Raw genomic sequence first — 19,914 nt, forward strand, 5'->3', positions numbered from 1 at the left:
GTGAGGCCGGACGTGCTCCCGGTGGTCGAGGCGCCGAGCGAGCTCGGAGTGGACCGCGGGACAACGGAGATCCAGAATCCGGAGGTCTCCCACACCCCGACGCCACACGCGGCCGAGGTGGACACGGTCTCCGACCACGACTCTGACCGCGCGACCGACCGCGACTCCGATCGCGCGACCGACCGCGATCCCGACCGCGACTCCCACCGCGAGACCGATCGCGCCTCCGACCGCGAGACCGACCGCGACTCTGATCGCGACTCCCACCGCGAGACCGGTCGCGAGACCGACCACGACTCCGACCGCGAAACCGACACCGAATCCGTCTTCGACGACACGCTGACCGACGACTCCGACGTGGAGTCGGAGCCAGACCTGGAAGCGCAGCCCACCCCAGCCGCCCCCGCACAGCAGTACCGCCGTGACGCACTGGAACAAGCCCCCGCCCACCAGCGGGGAACCCTCCGCGGCCTGCCCGGCCAACCGGAGGTGCAACGGTCGGCGTTCGAGGTGCGCAGGGCGGTGCAGGACGGTGTGTGGACGACGGAGCTGACCGTCGTCGTCGACATCGACCCCGAAGGCCGCTTCGGCGAGGACGTGCGGCGGGAGGTGTTGCGGGACGCCCAGGACGGGGTGGACCAGTACCTCAACGGGCCGGACCTGCGCACGGACGACGGGGACCTGCTGCGGTTCCGGGTTGTTCCGCACGACGGGAGCTCGCCGGTGGTGCACCACGTGGTGCACCTGGACCCCGAGCACGACGTGGACCAGACGCACTGGACGCCGGGGCAGGGGCCGTTGGCCTCCGCGCACGAGGTCGGGCACATGTTCGGGCTCGTGGACGAGACCGGTGGCGCGAACCGGCCGACGGTCGAGGGCACGCTGATGGGGCGCCACCAGCGGACCGGGCCGGACGGGGTGCCGCGGGCGGTCACGAAGGTCGAGGTGCCCTCGCGGTACCTGTCCGTGCTGTCGCGGGTGATCGGGCCGGTCGAACTGCTCGCCGACGTCCCCCGCGGACGGGTCACGGCCGATCTGCCCACGGGCGCGGTGGAGCCGCGGCTGTACCGGGGCACGGAGGAGAAGGGGGCCGGCGGGCGCCGGGTGCGGTTCGCCCTGCCGGACAAGGAACCCGTCAAGAAACCCGACGAGGAACAGGAAAGCGGTACAACACCGGAGGAGCAGACACCCGAGTCGGCGGAACAACGGCTGCGCGACAGCCTCCCGCAGTATCTCCGGGACAGCCGCGGGCTCGGTGCCGCCGAGCAGATCGACGTGCTCCGCGGGGACGACGGAGCGCGCGTCGAGGTCGAGCAGGCGCTGAGGCGCCTCGCACCCGGCGTGCAGAAGTGGGACGGTGCCGCCGAGCTGTCCGAGGGGCTCGAGCACGCGGTCGCCGGCGCGTTCCAGGAGCACGGCAGCCGTCCCACCGTCAAGGGTGACGACCGGTTCCACAGCCTGGAGGTCAAGGCCACGGCGCACTGGGACCGCGTGGTGGTCCTCGGCGAGGCCGAGAACAAGCAGGTCGCCTCGTCGAAGACCAAGACGTCGTCCTCGGTCGAGGAGGACGGCACGCGGCAGAACAACCTCTCGCCGCCCCTGCAGTTCACCGGTCTGCCCGGCGTCGTGGTCCAGGTCATGCCCACGATCCCCGCCGCGCCCGTCGAGCAGGTGAGCAGCGAGCAGAAGAAGGAGCTGGGCAGGTCGACGAAGGTCGAGCACACCCCGGCGGTGAAGGCCGACGTCCCGGTCACCCTGTCGTTCCGGCTCTTCGACGAGGACGGCCGCAGGGTCATGTCACCGGAGGGGGAGCAGGAGGTCGAGGTCAGCGGCCGGGTGACCCTGACGGTGCCGACCGACCTCCCGACGAAGGACGACGCGGGCCGCGCGGTGCTCCACAAGGAGATCGGGCCGCGGATCGGCGACGTCGTCGGAGCGGACATCGCCCCGGTCACCAGGGCGGACCGCGAGCGGCTCGTCGCCGACGACCCGGTGTGGCAGGAGAAGCAGGGGGACGAGACCACCCGCCTGCCGGAGCTGACCGGCCTGCCGCGCGGCGTCGCCACCGAGTCGGCCGTGGTCAACAACCCCGGCACGGCCACCTTCGCCGAGCAGGTCCTGTCCCGCCTGCAGCCGCGTTTCGCGAAGGCGACCGCGCTCGGTTCGGACGGCCGCGAGGTCGTGGAGGAGTTCTTCAGCGAGAGCACGATCGCGGAGAACCTGCCGAAGATGGCCGTCTACGACGGCGAAGCCGACCCGGAGAAGGGGTGGGTCGCCTCACCGCCGATCTTCAAGGGACGTGGGCGCGGGTTCGAGTGGCGTCCGCGCAGCACGCAGCTGGAGATGCGCGCCGTCGCGCGGTGGGTGCGCGTCGACCAGGTCAGGGACAAGGTCAAGATCACCGAGCGGACGCACGCGCACTTCGAGCACTCCGGCAAGTACGCCGTGAAGCGGAAGTTCGCGTTGTCCGGCTTCATCGGTGGTGGCGGCGAGCCGATCCCCGGTGTCATGGCGGCGGGTGGCCTCACGGGCAGCGCGAGCGTCGAGCGGAACGCGTCGGGGAAGGTCTCCGGCTCGACCGCGGGCAAGCAGGCGCTGAAGATCACGGGCGACGCCGTCCGCTACGAGATGGTCTACGACATCGAGGTCCGCCAGGTCGGCAAGGAGGGGCAGCGGCCCTGGAAGCTGGACGGCAACGTCACCGCACTGCACTGGACCTCGCGGCGCAACGCGGCACGGGTCGGGCTCGCCGGGCCCGACCCGGAGGACGGCGGGTTCCGCGGTGGTGCCGACCGGACCGTGCAGGGGCCGCCGGAGTTCGAGCGGGGCAAGGCGATCCTCGGTGTGGTGGAGGAGGTCGACAGCGGCCGGCTGCTCGAACAGGCGCTGGTGCCGCTGCTGCACGACGTCCCGCTGCAAAGGCGGTGGTACGTCAGCAGTTCGATGTTCGTCCGGCAGTTCACCGACGGCGACGTCGAGGACGGGCGGCTCACCGCGAAGGCGGTCGAGGCGATCCAGCGGGGCCGATCGCTCGCGGAAGCGCTGGACGAGAACGAGATCGCCCGCCTCACCCGGCGCCTGAGCGACGGCGGGCTGCTGATCCCGGTGCGGCGCAAGGGCTGGTTCCACGACTACCGCACGACGGTGACCGTGACGGCACGGGTCAGCGACATCGAGGAGGGTGACCCGCTCACCGCCGACGAGCTCGAAGAGGTCTACGTCGGCAAGGCCACCGACGGCATCGAGAGCGGTGGTTCCAGGTCGGCCGAGGTCGGCGGCGGACCCCAGCTGCGGTTCATGGGCCTCCTTCCCGGCTCGGGGCCCTCGACCACCGCGTTCGGCGTCCTGCTGTTCGGCGTGCGCGGAGCGCGGAACTGGTCGAAGGAGACGACCTTCGGCTCGAAGGCGAAGCGCAGGGTCGAACGGCGCAAGGGCGACTCGCTCACCGAGGAGGGCAAGATCGGCGACCGGGCGGTCCGCCAGTTCAAGTCCACGCTGACGATCGACTTCAGGGTCGACTCGGAGCGCCGCCACGCCGAGGCCGTGCGCAGGATCATCCCCGGCCGCAGCGGTCGTCAGCTGCCCACGCACGCGGAGATGCCCCGCGTGCCCGGCGAGATCTCGGTCGAGATGCGCACGCTGGTCCCCGAAGTCTTGCTGGCACCGGGGAACCCGTTCGACGCCGAGCCCGCCGCGCCGGTCGTGCCCACGCCCACGCGCACGCTGCCCGACCCGCCCGCACCGCACGCGTTGCGCCCGCCGATGTCGCACCGCTTCGACGACGTCGAGATCGTGTCGTTCCACGGCGCGGAGAAGCTCCAGCAGGCCGCGCTGGAGGTGATGAGCGCCGCCTCCGGTCACGACCCCGTGGTGCGCAGCCGCACCGGCGTCATCGCGCAGACGGTCAGCGAGGAGCTCGCCTCCGAGAAGCTGACGCAGGACCTGCGCCTGTTCAGCGACACCTTGGTGATCGACTCCGCCAAGAAGCTGCACGGCCGCCGGGTGCACGACCTGTTCGGCAGCTGGGGCGTCACCTTCGCACCGCGCCTGTCGGCGACACCCGTGACCGCGCACGAGTACCAGCAGGTCGTGCGCGAGGTCCAGGGCACGTCGAAGGTCACCGGTGTCGGAGGCCCCACGGACAGCTTCGGCGGTTACGTCGTCGGGGTTCCGGTGCTGACCGACAGGAGCCTGACGGCCGGCGAGCAGGGCACGCACGCGATGCCCCGCGGCATCCTTGTCCTCCTCGGATCGCCGTACAGCGGCAGCGACAGCCGGTCGGACTCCGGCTACGTCGAGACCGCGGAGAAGCTCTCGATCAGCGAGCTGCCGCAGAAGATGTTCCTGGTCCGCCTGGACGTCGACGCGACCGTCGTCGCGGAGGCCGTCCACAAGAACAACCTCACCTTCGGCCTGACCGCCCCGAAACCGCTCACCAGGGCCGGTGAGGTGGTCCACCTGCCGGAGTCCGTGCTCGCCTGGGTGACGGCGGACCAGCTCGCGGAGCTCGCGACCGGCACCCCTCCTGCCGCGCCCCGCCCCGACGGAACGCTCGCCGTGCCGCCGGGGCTGAGCCCAGGACGGACCGAGGGCCAGTCGGTCGGCCTCGGCGGCATCAGCCGGCCGATCGACCTCCGGCAGCACGTCGACGCCCTGCGCGACGAGCTGGCACGCCACCCCGCCATCGGCGCGGACAAGGCCGGAAGGCTGCTGCCGGACTCCACCCTCGACCCGAACAACGTCAACATCGCGAGCGTCAAGAACTTCCTGTCGGACGCCAACCGCATGGTCAACAGCCTGATCAACGGCGGGCAGGTGGCCCCGAACAGGCTGGAGGACCGCTTCCACGGCGAGACCTACGAGCTCGTGATCGACGCGTCGTTCACCGAGGAACCCTCCCAGGGCGCGGTGCGGAACGTCGCGAAGCTCAAGGCCGGGGTGAGCACGGAGCTCGGCGCGAAGGGCGTCACGAGCCGGGTGCGGACCCTGTTCACCGCCATCGCGTCGTCCCGCGCGGCCGTCGTCGTGCGCAACCCCGGCACGACCGACCCGAGCAGTGGGCAGGACGAGAACGCCAAGCCCAAGCGGACCGAGGGACAGGCGGGCGCGGGGCCCGGTCTCGAAGGGATCTTCGGCCGCAGGGAGCTGAAGAAGTCCACGGAGGAACGGACCAAGTACAGCCAGTCGGCCACCGTCGAGGGCCCGGTCGCCGTCCACACCGGACGCCTGGACGTCACGCTGCGGGTCCAGCGCCACGGACGTGACTACGGCTCGGTCGAGGTGACCGAGGAGGCCGAGGTCACCAAGCTCGCGGAGGAGGCGTTCCCCCCGCCGGTGCGGGGAGGCCGGTTCGGCTCGGCCGAGGCGGACAGCGGTGTCCGCACCGGCCCGCTGAGCGACGAGGACATGGCGGCGTGGCGGACGACGCTGCCCGACGGCACGCCCGTTCCGCCGATGAAGGACCTCGGCGCCCACTGGGCGGAGCACTACTTCGGAGACATCGACGTCCTGCGCCGCGACGCGGTGGACGTGCTGCGCGCCGCGGGCGTCGACATCACTCCGAAGGTCCTGCGCGTGCTCCGGACCGCGATCACCCCCACGAGCGTGCGCGCCGCGTTCCAGGCCGCGCTGGACGGCCGGTTCGTGCTCTCCCTGCACGACGGCCTCGACCACGACGTGGAGATCCACTTCCGGCCGTCGCGCACGCCGAGGTTCGCCAGCACGAGCGCGGGTGTGCGGATCGACGCCCAGCGGGTGCGGTCCGAGGAGACCGAGGTCGGCTTCACCAGCGGCAACGAGGCGGAGCTGCTCAACACGGCCCCGTTCGGCGCGCTGGGCCAGGCGACCTCGACCGGCTCCGGCAAGGGCACCGAGTCCGGGACGAAGCCGTTCCGCAGCCCGTTCGACGCGAAGGGCGCCTCCACGACGAGGACCACGCACACCGCGCTCGGTCCCGAGCTGGAGGAGAGCGAGCTCTCCCGGACGGACGAGTCCAGGAGCGCCGAGCCGATGAGCTCCGAGACCAGGACGGACGAGAAGCTCACCCGGGCACTGGTCGCCAGCGTGGACACCCGTGTCGTCGCCCGTCCCCGCACGCAGCACGGCGAGACGGAAGCGGTCGCCTACAAGGACCGCCGCGTGCACGACGCGTTCGCCGTGCGAATGTACGACACGAACGCCACGCAACTGACGGGCAGGGAGCTGCCCGACCAGCTGGTGGACTCCACGACGGTGCTCGCGGAGAAGGCCGAGGCCTGGCTGAAGGCCGAGCGGGCCCGGATCGCCGCGTCCGACCGGGTGGAGGTCGCCGCCCGGCCGCTGGAGGCCGCCGACCAGCGGCGCTCCACCGCGATCGTGGACCGGCAGGACATCCGGCCCCTCGTCCAGGCCCAGCGGGAGCTGGCACGTGAGCGTCGCGACGAGTTCACGCGGGCGCGCGAGGAGTGGAAGAACGCACCCGCCGAGTCCAGGGAGCACCACCGCGAGGAGGTGAAGCGGCGGCGCGGTGAGTGGGCGGCCGCCGACGCGGCTCTGCGCAGGCTCGTGGACCAGGAAACGCGACTCGCCCGCGTCATCGCGCAGTCCGGTGCGGTCACCGCCGCCCACGCCGCCACCGTCGAGGCGGAACGCGCGGCCGTGCGCGAGGAGGAGAAGGCGAAGCAGGAGTGGTGGGCCGCCAAGGCCGAGCACGACCGCGAGATCGCCGCCGAGCAACGCCGGGAAGCCGACGAGGAGATCGCCGAGGAGGTCTCTGACGAGGAGGTCGCCGAAGAGGAGGTCGCCGAGGAGGAGGTCACCCCCGATCCGGCACCGGAGGTCGAGGAGCAGGAGGCTCCCCGCACCGCGGCCCCGGACCTGCTCTCGCGCCTGGACCAGGTGGGAGAGGTGGACCGCCGCTGGGGCAAGGCGCCGCAACGCGAGGTGGACGCGCTGCGGCAGGAGGCGCGCCGGATCGTCGACCGGCACGTGCGCAGGCCTCCGTTGTTCATCGAGGTCCCCGCGCAGGAGAACCTCGACCACGACGCCATCGTCACGCTGGTGGCCTACCGCAGGTACCAGGAGCTCCGCGGTCTGGTCGGCGACGGGGACAGGCCGGAGGACCTGGCGGCGCACCTGGCCGCCGAGACCGGGACCCAGGTGGTCGAGCGCGAGCGCGAGGGACTGCCCGGCGGCGCTTCTCCCGCCGGTCCGGCCGGTACCGCCGGAAGCCCCTCGACATCCCCGTACGCCGTTGTCACCTACCCACCGACGAAAAACGCACGCGAAGCGATCGCCCTGGTGTCCGACGAGTCGGAATCGGACGGGTGGCCGCAGCGGGTGCACGAGTGGCTCGGGGAGGGCGACTGGACGGCGACCTCATCGGCGTTCGTCCTGCTGGAGTTCGAGGACGGTCACGCTGTCGCCGGTGACCACCTGCTCGACGCGGACACCGCCGGCCGGGTGGTGCGCGACTCGGACACCTTCCGGTCGCTCGACCGGGAGCTGCCCCTTCGCGTCATCCTCCTGTTCAGCTCGCCCGACGCGTTGACCAAAGATCCGGCTGGCGAGGTGCGTGCCGCCGAGGACTTCGTCCACCGGTTCGCCGAGGTGGTTCTGGCGGACGCGCCGAACCGACCGGTGTGGACCAGGGTCGATCAAGACCAACCGGACGATCTCCGCACCCTGTTGGAGCCGGCCGACCTGCTGTTCGACCGGGAATACCTGACCACCTCCGAAAACGTCGTCTCCGGTCCCATCACGAACTCGACCGGCGCTCTGATCGGGTTCGACGTCTCCAGAGCACGCTGGTTCACCCCTCTACCGGGAACCGTCCCGACAGTGCACGCGGAACGGGTCTCGGCGGTGGTTCCTCCGGGCCGGCCCAGGGCGGAGGGACGTGAACTGCCGCTTCCGTGGGCGGTGCTCACCGAACCGGGGCGGGTGCGCCCCCTGGTGGTGGCACTGTCGTCGACCCCGGAACCAGGGCACTTCGACCTCGCGGTCGGTCAAGACGGCAGGATGCTGCTGTCGACCCCGCGGGAGACCGCCGAGTTCCTGGTGAACAGGCCGGAGTTCCTCACCGCGGTCACGGGACCCGAGCAACCGGCCCTGGTGCTGCTGAACCGGAACGTCTGGGGGGACCCGCAACAGGCGCTCGGCCTCACCGCTGAACTGGCTGCCGAACTCTCCAGAGCCACCGGGAAGACGTTCGAAACCCACACCGCCGCCGGCGAGATCGGGATGAGGACGGACGGCGTCACGATAGTGGCGACCGGCGTTCTCTTCGGCCACCACCCGCTGCCGGTCGACGCGACGTCGGTGTTCCGCTCCGGTTCGGTGTTCGGTCTTCCCGGCGCGGAGCAGACGGGCCCGTGGTCACGTGACACGTTGCAAGCGTTCTCCGACGCCGTGGAAAGCGGCCGTTTCGTGGTTCCTGGGCCGTGGGGCGCCGCACGGCCGTTCTTCGTCGCCGCCCCCGGTGATGCCGCGGGTGCCGCCCGCGCGACTCTCGGCGACGGCGCGCAGGTCGACGTGGATGGTGCCTGGGGCGGAACGGCCCTGTTGTCCGACCAGGGCTTCTTCTCGGCGCTGACGGCCGATCCCACCCGTCCCGTGGTGATCGTCAAACCGCACCTGTCCGGTGAGCAGGACTTCGGCACCTTCGCCTTCGACCTCGTCACACGGCTGCACGAGTCCGGCTTGTTCCCGACGGTGTACGCGTTGCGGGGCGGCGGCGACCTCACGACGATCGCTGATCCGGGAACCGGCTACACCGACGTGTCGGGGCTGCGAGCCGGTGACCTCGACGTGACGCTGGTGCTGGACCGGGAGGGCGACCCCAGGGCCCTGGTCGTGCGCACCCTGGGCGACGACGACTTCTTCGCCCAGGTCCAGGCGTGGGCCGCCGCAGCGGAGGACGACTCGCTGTGGTTCCCGAGGCTTCCGGACGGCACTCCGGTCACGGCGAGCTGGTCGAACGAGGACAGCACGCCGGGGTTCGTCCTCGTGCGGACCGGTCCGGTCGGCTATCGCGCCTCCTTGCGAGGACTGCGCGATCTCGACGTCACCCCGCAGGTCATGATGACGGTGCTGCGGAACGACCTGAGGCTGCGGTTCCTCCTCGGCAGCGGACCGACGGAGGCCGACGGTACGGGCCTGGTGGAACCGTCGGTCGTGTTCGCCGCGATCGACGGTCCCGTGGTGGGGCCGGACGAGTTGGCGACGGGCCTCGCCGGAGGCGGCTACTCGCGCAGGATCCACTGGTCCGGTGGACGGATGGGGTTCTCGTCCGACGGTTCAGTCGTCGTGGAGGTGCCCCGGTTCGACAGTGCGGCCACGCCACCCGTCGAGATCTCCAGCCTCGTCTCCTACCCCAAGAAGAACGACCTCCACGGTCTTCACGGTGTGATCTTCCCGTCAGCAGACTTCGATCTGGTCGACGACGTGAACGACGCGGGCAGAGCAAGCGCCGGCTACCGCGACTTCTACTTCTCCAGCCGCGTGCTCCAGGACTCGTCCGGCACCGGAGCGAACACCCTGGTGCCGAAGCTCAGTCCCTTCTTCGGGCTTGAGACCTGGTACGCCGGGGCGCACGGGAACCGGTCGGCCGTGTACGCGGCGCTGCCGGGAAATCGGCCCTACCTGCTGGGTGACGCGGTCCCGCTGGACCCGCGAGCGGCGGCTGCCGTTCTCAGCGGCCACCACCTGTTCGCACAGGCGCATCCGAACACCACCCCGGCCCTGATGCTCGAGATGTGCTTCGTGGGTGGTGTCGAACCCGGTGACAGCGGCGAGAGCATGGCCAGCGCGATCCTGCGGGCGTGGCGGTCGGTCGCGCCGCAGCGGGCGGTCCCGAGGATGTTCGCGGCCACCCGGGAACTGTTGCCCGGCAAGGGCGACAACTACGTGGTCGAGGACGGCGGCGACATCGTGGAGGTCGTCCCTCCCGGCGGCCGCGCACGCCCGCCCGTCGAACTGCGGGAACTGGCGGCCAACGACGTTCCCGCGGTCACCGCCGCGTTCGACCCGGCCGGAACGGACGTCCTCGCCGGTTCGGACGCCGAGATCGAGACGACCGCTCGTGCCGTGGTGCGGGCCGCCGCGTGGCGGCAGCTGAGGCTCGCGCAGGAGCACTGGGTCACGGCGATGCCGGCCGTGACCATCGTGGGCGGGGGGACGAACCGCGGTCCGGTGCACCCGCAGACCGGCGGGCTGCTCTCGTCCGCGCGGGTGGCCGAGGTCGAGCGCCGGTTCCGCGCGGCGCTGGCCGACGAGGCGCAGGACATGGCCGACCGCGGCATGCCCGTGGACATCGACCACGTCCGGATCACGACCAGGGGGCCGCAGGGCGACCACGGCGTCGGGCCGCACGAGGTCAGGATCGAGGTGGCGCTGGAGGCACGACCCGACTCGGACGTCGTCAGCACCGGGAACCACGAGAGCATCCGGGAGCTGTTCCGCGACCGGCGGGGTACCGCGATCGGCGCGGCCTTCCCCGCGATGAGCAACTCCGGCAGCGGGCGGGCCACCGTCGCGGTCTCGCGCGCGGCGTTCGACGGTCCGTCGAGGACGGTGGACCGTTCGGACGGTGTCCGCACGACGCGTGGAGGTGACACCGCACCGCCGGTCGCCCTCCTGCCCCGGCCCGCCACGCCGGTCCCCGGCGCGGAGAGCGACGACTCCGGTTCGGACACCGTGAGCGAAGCGGGCTCCATCCCGGCCGGGTTCGAACTGGTGCAGCCACCGGTCACGCCCGCACTGCGCGACGTCGTCAAAGAGCAGCTGGCGCAGGCGAGCCTCTTCCACGTCGACCCGGTGTCGAACCAGCTCTCCGACCCCGCCGAACAGGCGGACCTGGCGGTGCTCAGGTCCAGGCTCGCCACCGCCGTGACGCTCCAGCAGGACTCCGGCTCGGCGATGCCGGTCGTCCTGATCTCCGGCAGGCCCGAGCAGACGACCGTCGTCGCGGCCCTGCTGCGGGACGGCCAGGCGGTGGACCCCTCCCAGCCGGCGCCGGACGTGCTGCAGCTGGCGGTTCCGTCGACCGCGGTGAGCGTCGTCGTGGACCTGCCGGACTGGCCCCAGGGCCACGAGCACGCACCGACCACGGCCGCGGCGGGAGGCCTGAGCTTCGGCTCCGGCTTGCCGGACGAGCCGCCCTGGGTGTTCCTGCACGCGCGGCAGCCGGTCAACCCGCGAGCGCGCAAGTCGTTCTACGTCTACGCGACGCTCGTGGGGGACCGGTTCCTCGTCCGGGGCGTGCCGGTCACGCCGGCGACCCTCGCGTCCCGCGTCCGGAACTCGCCCGCCTACCGGCGCTGGGTCACCCCCGCCACGCCGATCCGGCTCGTCGGTGCCGACCCCGACCGTCCCGAGGCGTCCCGGCGCGCGGCGCAGGAGTTCGCGGAAGCGTTGTGGCACGCCGGATCGCGCCACCTCGTGAGCGCGGCCACCGATCCGCTCGGGCTCGGCCCGTCCAACAGCACCGTGGTGATCAACGACGGCTACTACGAGCCCGTCTCCCAGGTCCGGCCGAGTGATGTCGGCTGGGTTTCGTTCAGGAGGAACGACGGCGGCCTGGTGGGCATCGGGTTCGCCACCCCCGGCGTCCTCGACGGGGACGTGCTGCGGTCGATGGCCCTGTCCACCGACCAGTCCCAGCGACTGGTGGCCGAGGAGCTCAAGGACGCGGACGGTCACGTGGTGCACCACTACCGCGCCGGGAAGTGGGCTCCCGCGACGACGGGCGCCCGGACCCGCCCGGTGACGCTGGTGGGCGAACACGGCCAGAACGGGTACACCCTGCCCCTGGTGGACGGTTCCACCCTGCCCGTGGACGCCGAGGTGGCGGCGCACATGCTGGCGGGATCGGCGTTGTTCCGCCAGGCGACGGCCGGTCCGGTGCGCCCGCAGTTGCTGCTGTTCACCCATGACGAGTCACTGCCGACCGGCTCGGTGAGCGGAGCGAACGCGAAGCTGCTGGCCACCCTCCGCGACCTCACCGGACCCGTGCAGGGCCACGACTTCGGGGGCAGGCTCAAGTTCTCCGACGAGGGCGCGCTGGTGATCCCCCATGACGCACGGGTCGAGGAGAGCGGGACGCCGACCGCCAGCGACGTGGTGAGTGTCGCAGGCGGCCCGGTGACCGGGTTCCCCGTGGCGGGCCTGGAAGCCGCGACGATCCAGGACTTCGCGGACGCCCTGCGGACGGGCCGCACGGAAGGGCCGACGGGTCCGTGGGCACCCGGCTCGCCCCTGGTCGTCGTGGTGGACTCTCCCGACGGCACGTTCGTGCGCGTGCGGTCCAAGGCCGGAGCGGTGCTGGAGCTCGGAGGCGGGGACCTGGGCCGGTTGTGGCTGTCCGACAGCGGTTCCCGGGCCGCGCTGGAGGCCGATCCGAGCCGTCCCGTGGTGCTGCTCGCGAATTTCGCCGGCACCGAGGCGAACTTCGGCCAGCTGGGGTTCGACTTCGCCGGAGCGTTGCACGAGGCGGGTTTCTTCACCGACGTCTACGCCCCCGACGGTGCGGTCGAAATCAGGGACGACTCGGTCACCCACGACCCCGCCACCGAGTTCCCCCTCGTGTCCCCCCTGCGCGCCGGTGATCTCCAGTCGGTGGTGCTGCGCAACCGCGACGAGGTCGCCGTGGCCGTCTACCTCAGGGCTCCCGGAGACGAGACCGAGTTCGAACGGGCGAGCCAGTGGGCGGAGAACGTCACCGCGGACACCGTGCAGTCGTTCCGCGTGGCCCAGGGCAGCGAGCAGTCACCGTGGCTGGACCGGCTCCCGGTCTTCCTGATCGCGAGCTCCGGCAGGCGCGGGGTCCAGGCGGTGCGCCGTGACCAGGCAGCTGTGGACCTGACCCCCGCGGCTCTGGCCAAGGTCATGCGCGCGGACGACGAGCTGCGCGCCGCGCTGACCACCGACACCGGCGAGCAGAACAGCCGAGGTGTCGTGCTGCTCGCGCTGAACGGCGTGGCCGGTGACTTCGACGCGTTCTCCAGCGTCTTCGCGGCCGGTGGGTACTCCAGGTGGACGTACTCGCCCAGCGGTGTCGCCACGTTGCACCAGGACGGGACGATCTCCCTGCAGAGCGGGGAGTTCCTCTCCTCTCCGCCGTCGAAGGCGTCCTCCGCCGACGTGATCACCCGTCCCCTGGTGAGCGACCGGCTGGGCGAGCACGGCCAGTACTTCCCGCTCACCCTGGTCGATGACCACCACATGTCCGCCGCCGCGCGGCACAGCGACGAGGTGGAGCTGCAGTACTACCTCCGCGAGGTCATGACCGGACCGGGCGGCACCGCCGTGATGAAGGCCTACGTCGCACCGTGGGCGGGCTCCAGTCGTGTCCCGTGGCTCGTCGACGGGCACGGTGCCCCTCGTGGGCTCATGTTCGGTCTTCAGACCGATCGTCCTTTCGTCTTCGGCGACACGCAGACGTTGAACGGTGTCGACAGCGCTGCGGTGGTGGCGGGGACGACGCTCTTCGCCGCGGCGGCTCCGGATTCCGACACGCCGGTCGCGTTGGTGCAGTGCTGGCTCAACTCCTCGATCTCGCCCACGACCCCCACCGCCGCGGAGCTGTTCCAGCGGGAGTTGGACCGGAACCACGGGTCCCAGGTCTTCGCCGCCACGAACGTCGTCAGCGTGCACACGAACAACGCGGTCAGGGCCGTCAAGAACGAGGGGAGCTTCACCGCGGCCGACCCGCTGGCGCCAATCCCCGAGGTACCGCTGTCCGATCTCGTGGCGTACCGGATCGACGACACCACCGTGCAGTTCGACCCCGGCCAGACCTACCTGTCGTACCTGCAGGCCGCGGACGTCCGGGAGACGGCGCGCCTGGTGACGCGCGCGGCAGCGTGGCGGGCTCTCAAGCAGGCCGGTCTCCCCGCGGTGGAGATCATCGTGCACGAGATGCCTCTCGACGGCGTGGACCGCGCGCTGGCGGAAGCGCGTGCCGAGGGCATCGAGCGGATGTTCCGCGCGGCGGTGGCCGCGGAGAGCGCGCAGCTCGACCGGCTCGGCCTGGGCGTGGACCCCTGGGTCATCGGGGTCAGCGTGACCGTCGACGTCGCGACACCGGGCTCGGAGCCGCCCGCCCGCGTCATCGTGACACTCCCACCTGAAATCCTCGGCGCGCGGCAGCTGGCAGCCGTGGAGGCGAGACCCGGCTTCCCGCAGGCGATCCACGACATGAACGAGGCGTTCGCGCCGCTCGCTCGCCGTGGTTCGGCGACCGTGCAGTCCCCGCAGCCGGTCGGACTCGGCTCCGGTGCTCAGGCGCAGCCCGTCCGGCGCGGTCCGGCGGTGGACGAGAACCCGTCCCACCACGAGGTGGCGACGCGATCGGAACAGACCGCGTCACCGGTCGACCTCGCGCATCAGGTCGAACCCGCCCGCCCGCGTCCGGTGGTCGAGGACGAGCGCTGGCGGCATTCCCGTGCCGAGCGGGCGCCGTGGTTCGACCCCCAGGACGCGCCACTGCGGCCGTCGGACTGGGAGCACCTGCGTGCGGGTGCCGAGGTCCGCACCGTCGACACGGAGCTGTTCGACCCTGCCCGCGGCTGGCTCTCCCGCAGCGGACCGGCGGGGTACGTCCAGCGCGTGCGGTACGACGTGCGCCGGATCGAGGTGGGGGACCGGCACGTCCGTGAGCTCACCGTCCGGTTGCGGCCGGTCGGCGACATCGCCCCGGACCTCCGGCTGGAAGTGGAGGCCGACGTCCAGCGCGGCCTCGACACCATCGCGAACGCGGGGTACCGGCTTCCCGGCGGCGACCAGCTGCACGTCCGGGTCGAGTTCGCGGGACCGCACGAGCTCGCGCACTCCGACGTCGACATCCGGCCGCGTGGTGACGACGACGCCAGCCGCCAGACGCGGTGGCGTTCCGACGACCGCGAGGCGCTCGCCCACGAGGTCCTGCACTTCGTCGGGCTGGTGGACGAGCACGTCGACCCGCGCCGGGTGTTCCTCGCCGACGACTCGCGCAGCCGCGTCGTGGCAGACGACGGCCCGATGGGACCGGCTGTCCACGATGGACTGCCGGTGCTCAAGCCGCGGCACGCCTGGATGATCGAGCGGACGATGGTCAGCCAGCTCGGGCCCCTCGAGGGCTGGAACCCCGTGCGGCCCGACCGGACCTCGCCGCTGGTGGACCCGGCCGCGCGGACCGCGGACGCACCGCTGCCCAGGAACAGGTCGGTGCCCGAGCTGCTCCGGTCGATCTCCGACGGACTCGCTCAGCTGGACCGGCACCTGACCGCGTTGCCCGGCGCGTTCGGCGCCGAGCTGCGCGACCGGGCCGTGCACTGGCGGCAGGTCGCGGCCCGGCCGGCGGAGACGTTCCCCCCGACGGTGGCCGATGCGTTGCAGGACCGGCTGGATGCCCTCGACGCCCTGCTCACCCGTGCCCGAGCCGTGCGGCTGCGCCACATCACCGGCATCTACGACCGCGCACGAGCCGTCGTCGAGCGGGGCGGCAACCCCCTCGGCTTCCACCCCGCCGGCATCCCGGGCGGCCTGACCGCGTCTCCGGAGGCCAGGTTCGGGCTGGAGGTCGAGTTCGAGACCGGTGTGCCGGAGAAGATCGGTCGCCGCCTGGAGGAGCAGGGCTTCCTGAGGTGGGACGACGGCGTCCGCTTCTACGACGAGGCCCCTTCCGCGTCCGATGGGCTTTACCGGTTGGTGGCGGAGCACTCGGACGATGACGGTGCCGAGCTCGTGTCACCGGTGTTGCACGGTGGCAGGGAAGCGTGGGAGGGCCTTCGCACCGTGCTCAGCACCGTGCGGCGGCAGACCGACGCGGACGGTGACACGCCCGACGCGAGCGCGATGGGCGGCCACGTCAACGTCAGCCTCCCCGGCGGTCTCACCGCGGAGCAGGCGGTGCGCCTTGCCCAGCTGGCCAAGGCCAACGAGGAGGTCCTGTTCTGGCTGGGGAACCGCGTCGAGGCGGACGGCCAGGACCGCAGGATCGACCTGCTGGGGCCGAACCCGGTGCCACCGCACTCCGTCGACGAGTACGCGGACGGCATGCGGGCGGAGAGCCACGACCAGCGCGTCGTGTGGTCGTTGAACGCGAACAGGAACGAGGCCGTCAACTTCGAACACCTCGGGGAGCCCGACGAGGCGCTGCGCCGCGTCGAGTTCCGCTTCTGGACGGGCAGCCTCGACCCGGCGACGTGGCAGGTCCAGTCGGAGATCAGCGCTGCGATGTACCGGGCGGCGACGGACGCGAGCACGCACGACCGGATCGCCGCGATGATGCGCGAACCGCTCCTGCTCGCGCCGGGCGGCCGGGTGGAGGACCGCGAGTTCTGGCTGGACCGCCTGCTGTCCTTCGCGGAGCTCCTGCCGCTGAGCCCGGTGGCGCAGCAGGAGCTGGTCAAGCGCGCGGCGATGAGCGGCCCCTGGCACTTCAGCCCCGAGGTCGACGCCACGCTGCGTTCGCAGGAGGTCGGCAGGAAGGACGCGATCGTCTTCCCCGCACCCGAAACCGAGCTGCGCCAGGTGCTCGCCCTGCTGGACCGGCTGCCCCGCCGCCGCGACGACCTGCTGCTGTCCGTGAGCCTGACACCGGACGGCCGGCACGTGCGGCTGTGGAACGGTCAGACCCGGTCGGTCGCGGACTTCGCGGCCGCTGCCGAGGAACGCGGGATCGGTGAGCGGCAGAGCGTCGACTGGCAGGGTGGGACGCCCGCCGGTCGCGTCGTCCTGCTGACCTCGGGAGGCACCGGGCTCGCGCAGCACCTGGCGAACCGGATCGGCGCGCCGGTGCTCGCCACCACGGGGGACGTGCGGTTCGACTCGGCCGGTGACCTGGTGGCGGTGGGGGAGAACGGTCCCGTCGAGTGGGTCGAGTTCACCCTCGCGAACGAGCCGTCCGGTACCGGCACGGACCGCCTGGAGGCCGCGCTGCGCGTCGCCGAAGGTTCCGAGGACGACGATGCCCTGCCCGCGACGTCCTTCGTGCCGATGCCGCCGAAACCCTTCACCGGCGACGTGGTGGCCGACGCGGTGCACGGTCGCGAGGCCGAGCCGGACCTGAGCGGTGCGCGGGAGGACGCGGCCTCCCTCCTGCCGGACCCCGCGGTCGAGGACATCCCGCTCGTCACCCTGGTGAGGTCCGAAGCAGACGGTGCTGCGGTCGAGGACGGCGCACCCTCCGCGGAGGAGTCCTCAACCGCCGGTGGCCTCGACCTCCCCGGCGACCGGTCCTCGGGGCTCGTCACCCAGCGCGGTGAGATCGCGGGCGGCGCGGCGGTGGACGCCGCGATCGACGCGCTGCTGCCCGAAGGCGAGCGCAAGGGTGTCGAGCACTTCGTGACGGCGTTGAAGACCGGTGTCGGCGGGTTCCTCGGCGACGGGCGGTCGGAGGACGTCGAGATCGGCGGCAAGCACTACGAGCTGAGTGCCAGAGCGCGCTACCTCTGGGACGGCGCGACGGAGAGCGGAACGGCGTCGCGGTCGGTCGGGCTCGACGGTCCCACCGGCAGCGCGACGCTCTCGGCGGCGTCGAGCGCGGCCCAGGCCAACTCCGCGCTGGCGCTGGTCCTCATCCCCGCCACCCCGGGGTTCACCGCGGTCGGCACCGTCGGGGCCTCCACCGACGCCAGCAACTCGGTCGCGGTGGGTGCCAGTGCGACGGCGAGCGGTGGCCGGCAGGTGGCCGTGGCGTTCCCGACGCGGGACGTGTCGGTGCCGGTGTGGATCGAGCTGACCCTGCGCGACGCCCGCGGCCGGGTCGTCGGCGACCCCGTCGAGGTCGGTGACGTCGTCGCTGACCTCTCGGTGCCCGACGTGCCGGGCGGGGAGCCGGGAGGCGTTCTCGCGGACGGCCCGGCCTTCGTCGAGTCGGTCCACATCGGACGGAACGCGCCGGGCAGCTACCGGGGCAGGCCGCTGCCGCCGGACGCGGACGGCGAGCACCGGCTGTTCGACAAGGTCGTCTCCGCGCTGCCGGGCTCGCTGGTGAAGCCGGGCCGTCCCGGACGCAACAACCTGAGGGAGTTCCTCGACGACAGCACGTTCAAGAAGCGCTACCAGGACATGGCCGTGACCGCCGAGCAGGCCGAACGCGGGCACGGCTGGGTCCGGTCCGAGATGCTGTTCACCGGCAAGCACCCGTTCGTCGCGTGGCTGCACACGCCGAGCGCCGTCGAGATGCGCCTGGTCGAGCGCGAGGAACCGGTGGTGCTCCGCACGCTCGACGACGTCACGTTCACCGACGTCGAGTCGATCGGTGCGGAGGTCTCCGACTCGGGCACCGCCAGCCACGGCGCCAACTCGAAGATGATGGCCGGCCCCGGGTTCGACCTCGGCGTCGCAGGCCTGGTCGCCGGTCCGGTGGTCATGGGCGGGGTGGAAAGCGCGCACAAGCAGTCCATCAGCCGTTCCGGCGAGGTCAAGCACATGAGCACCCGGCGTGGGCGCGCGCAGCAGGTCGAACGCGTCTTCGACCTCCAGGTGCGGGTGCCGGGCAAGCCCGCGATGACCTTCGCCGGCGATGTGCGCGCGGTGGAGTGGCGTGAGGTCAGGGCCGAAGTCGCACCGGAGACGGACGCCGTGCCGCCGCGCCGCCTCTACGGGCCCGAGGCGCTGGAGTCCGGCCGGGCCCTCGCGGGAGCGTCGCTGGAGGTGTCGCAGGTCGCGTCCCAGGTCCTCGGCCTGATCGAGAACTCCATTCGCACCGTTCCCGGCCACAAGCGGTGGTACCTCAGCAGCGACCGGTTCCTGTCCCAGTTCGACGACCCCTCCGCGGGCAGGACGATCGGCCGCAAGCTCCAGGAGGCGCTGGGCCGCAGGGACGCCCTGCGGCGCCTGCTCACCGACCGCGAGCTCGGTCTGCTCGCGGACCGGGCGCTGTCCGCGGACGGTCTGCGCATCCCGGTGCAGCCCAAGCACGGCTGGGGCCACGACTACCACGTGTCGTTCACGCTCAAGGCGTCGATGTCGGACCTGCGCGACACCGGGGAGGTGCGCACCGCCGCCGACCCCGCCGTGGTCACCACCTCCGACACGCAGGCGACCCAGCACACCAAGTCCCGCACCAAGTCGACCGGCATCGGCGCGGCGGGCCGCGTCACCGCCACGATCACCGAACGCGCCGTCGTCGTCGTTGCGTCGCTCTACAGCGCCTTCGCCTGGACCAGGTCCGGGCTCTCCGGCGTCACCGCGAAGCGGGGCGAGGAACGGCGCGAGGGCGGCGCGCTCGACGACACCGGTGCCGTCGTCGCCGAGCCGAAGCACCGCTTCACCGCCACGGTCGACTGGACGCTCAGCGGCCAGACCTACAAGCGCCACAACGCGATGGTGCGCGGCCTGAGCATCGGCCGGCCCGGCCTGCACGTGCCGCGGACGGAGCCGGTCACCCTGGTCGACCCGGAATCGGGCGCCACCTCGGAGGAGACGACGTTCCGGGTCGAAGCCGACGTGTGGGTTCCCGAGGCGCACGTGTCGCGCATGCGGCCCGACCCGGTCGTCGTGGAGCGCACCGCCGGACGCCAGGACCAGCCGCACGTCCGGTTGCGACCGGAACCGGACGCCCCGGTGTCCGCCGACCCGTTGCGCCGCGGTCTCTCCCGTGACCTCGACGGCATCAGGGTGCTGAGCTTCGAGGGGTTGGCGCACGTGCGCGCCGCCGTGAAGGACGCCCTCACCCGCGCCTCGGGGGACCCGGCCTTCTCGTTCGCGGAGTCGGACAACAGCGTGCTGGTCGACACCGTTCTGTCGCCCGACTCGGTCATGGCCGACCAGCGCGTCTTCAGCCGCACCACCGGTGTCCGCGGGCTGCAGTGGGCGCGGCGCCGGGTCAAGCGGTTCGCGGCGGCCGAGGTCTCCTTCCAGCCCCGCGACGTCGAGGTGCTGGGCGAGGGCTGGCGGCAGGCGGTGACGTCCGCCGCGGTCGAGACGGGTGTCGGTGCCGGCAAGGAG

Annotated in this window: 1 protein-coding gene (cut by a window edge); it reads left to right on the forward strand. The window is 72.1% G+C overall.

All coding sequences use genetic code 11. The annotated features are described in order from the left end of the window. Nucleotides 1-19,914 carry the 5' portion of a hypothetical protein gene (locus ACZ7CH_RS37375; RefSeq protein ID WP_470376087.1) on the forward strand. 14,802 nt of this gene lie beyond the right edge of the window, so the window shows 19,914 of its 34,716 coding nt (coding positions 1-19,914); it begins with the start codon at nt 1-3; its stop codon lies off the right edge, out of view.

It is taken from the genome of Lentzea sp. NPDC037011, assembly GCF_055607425.1.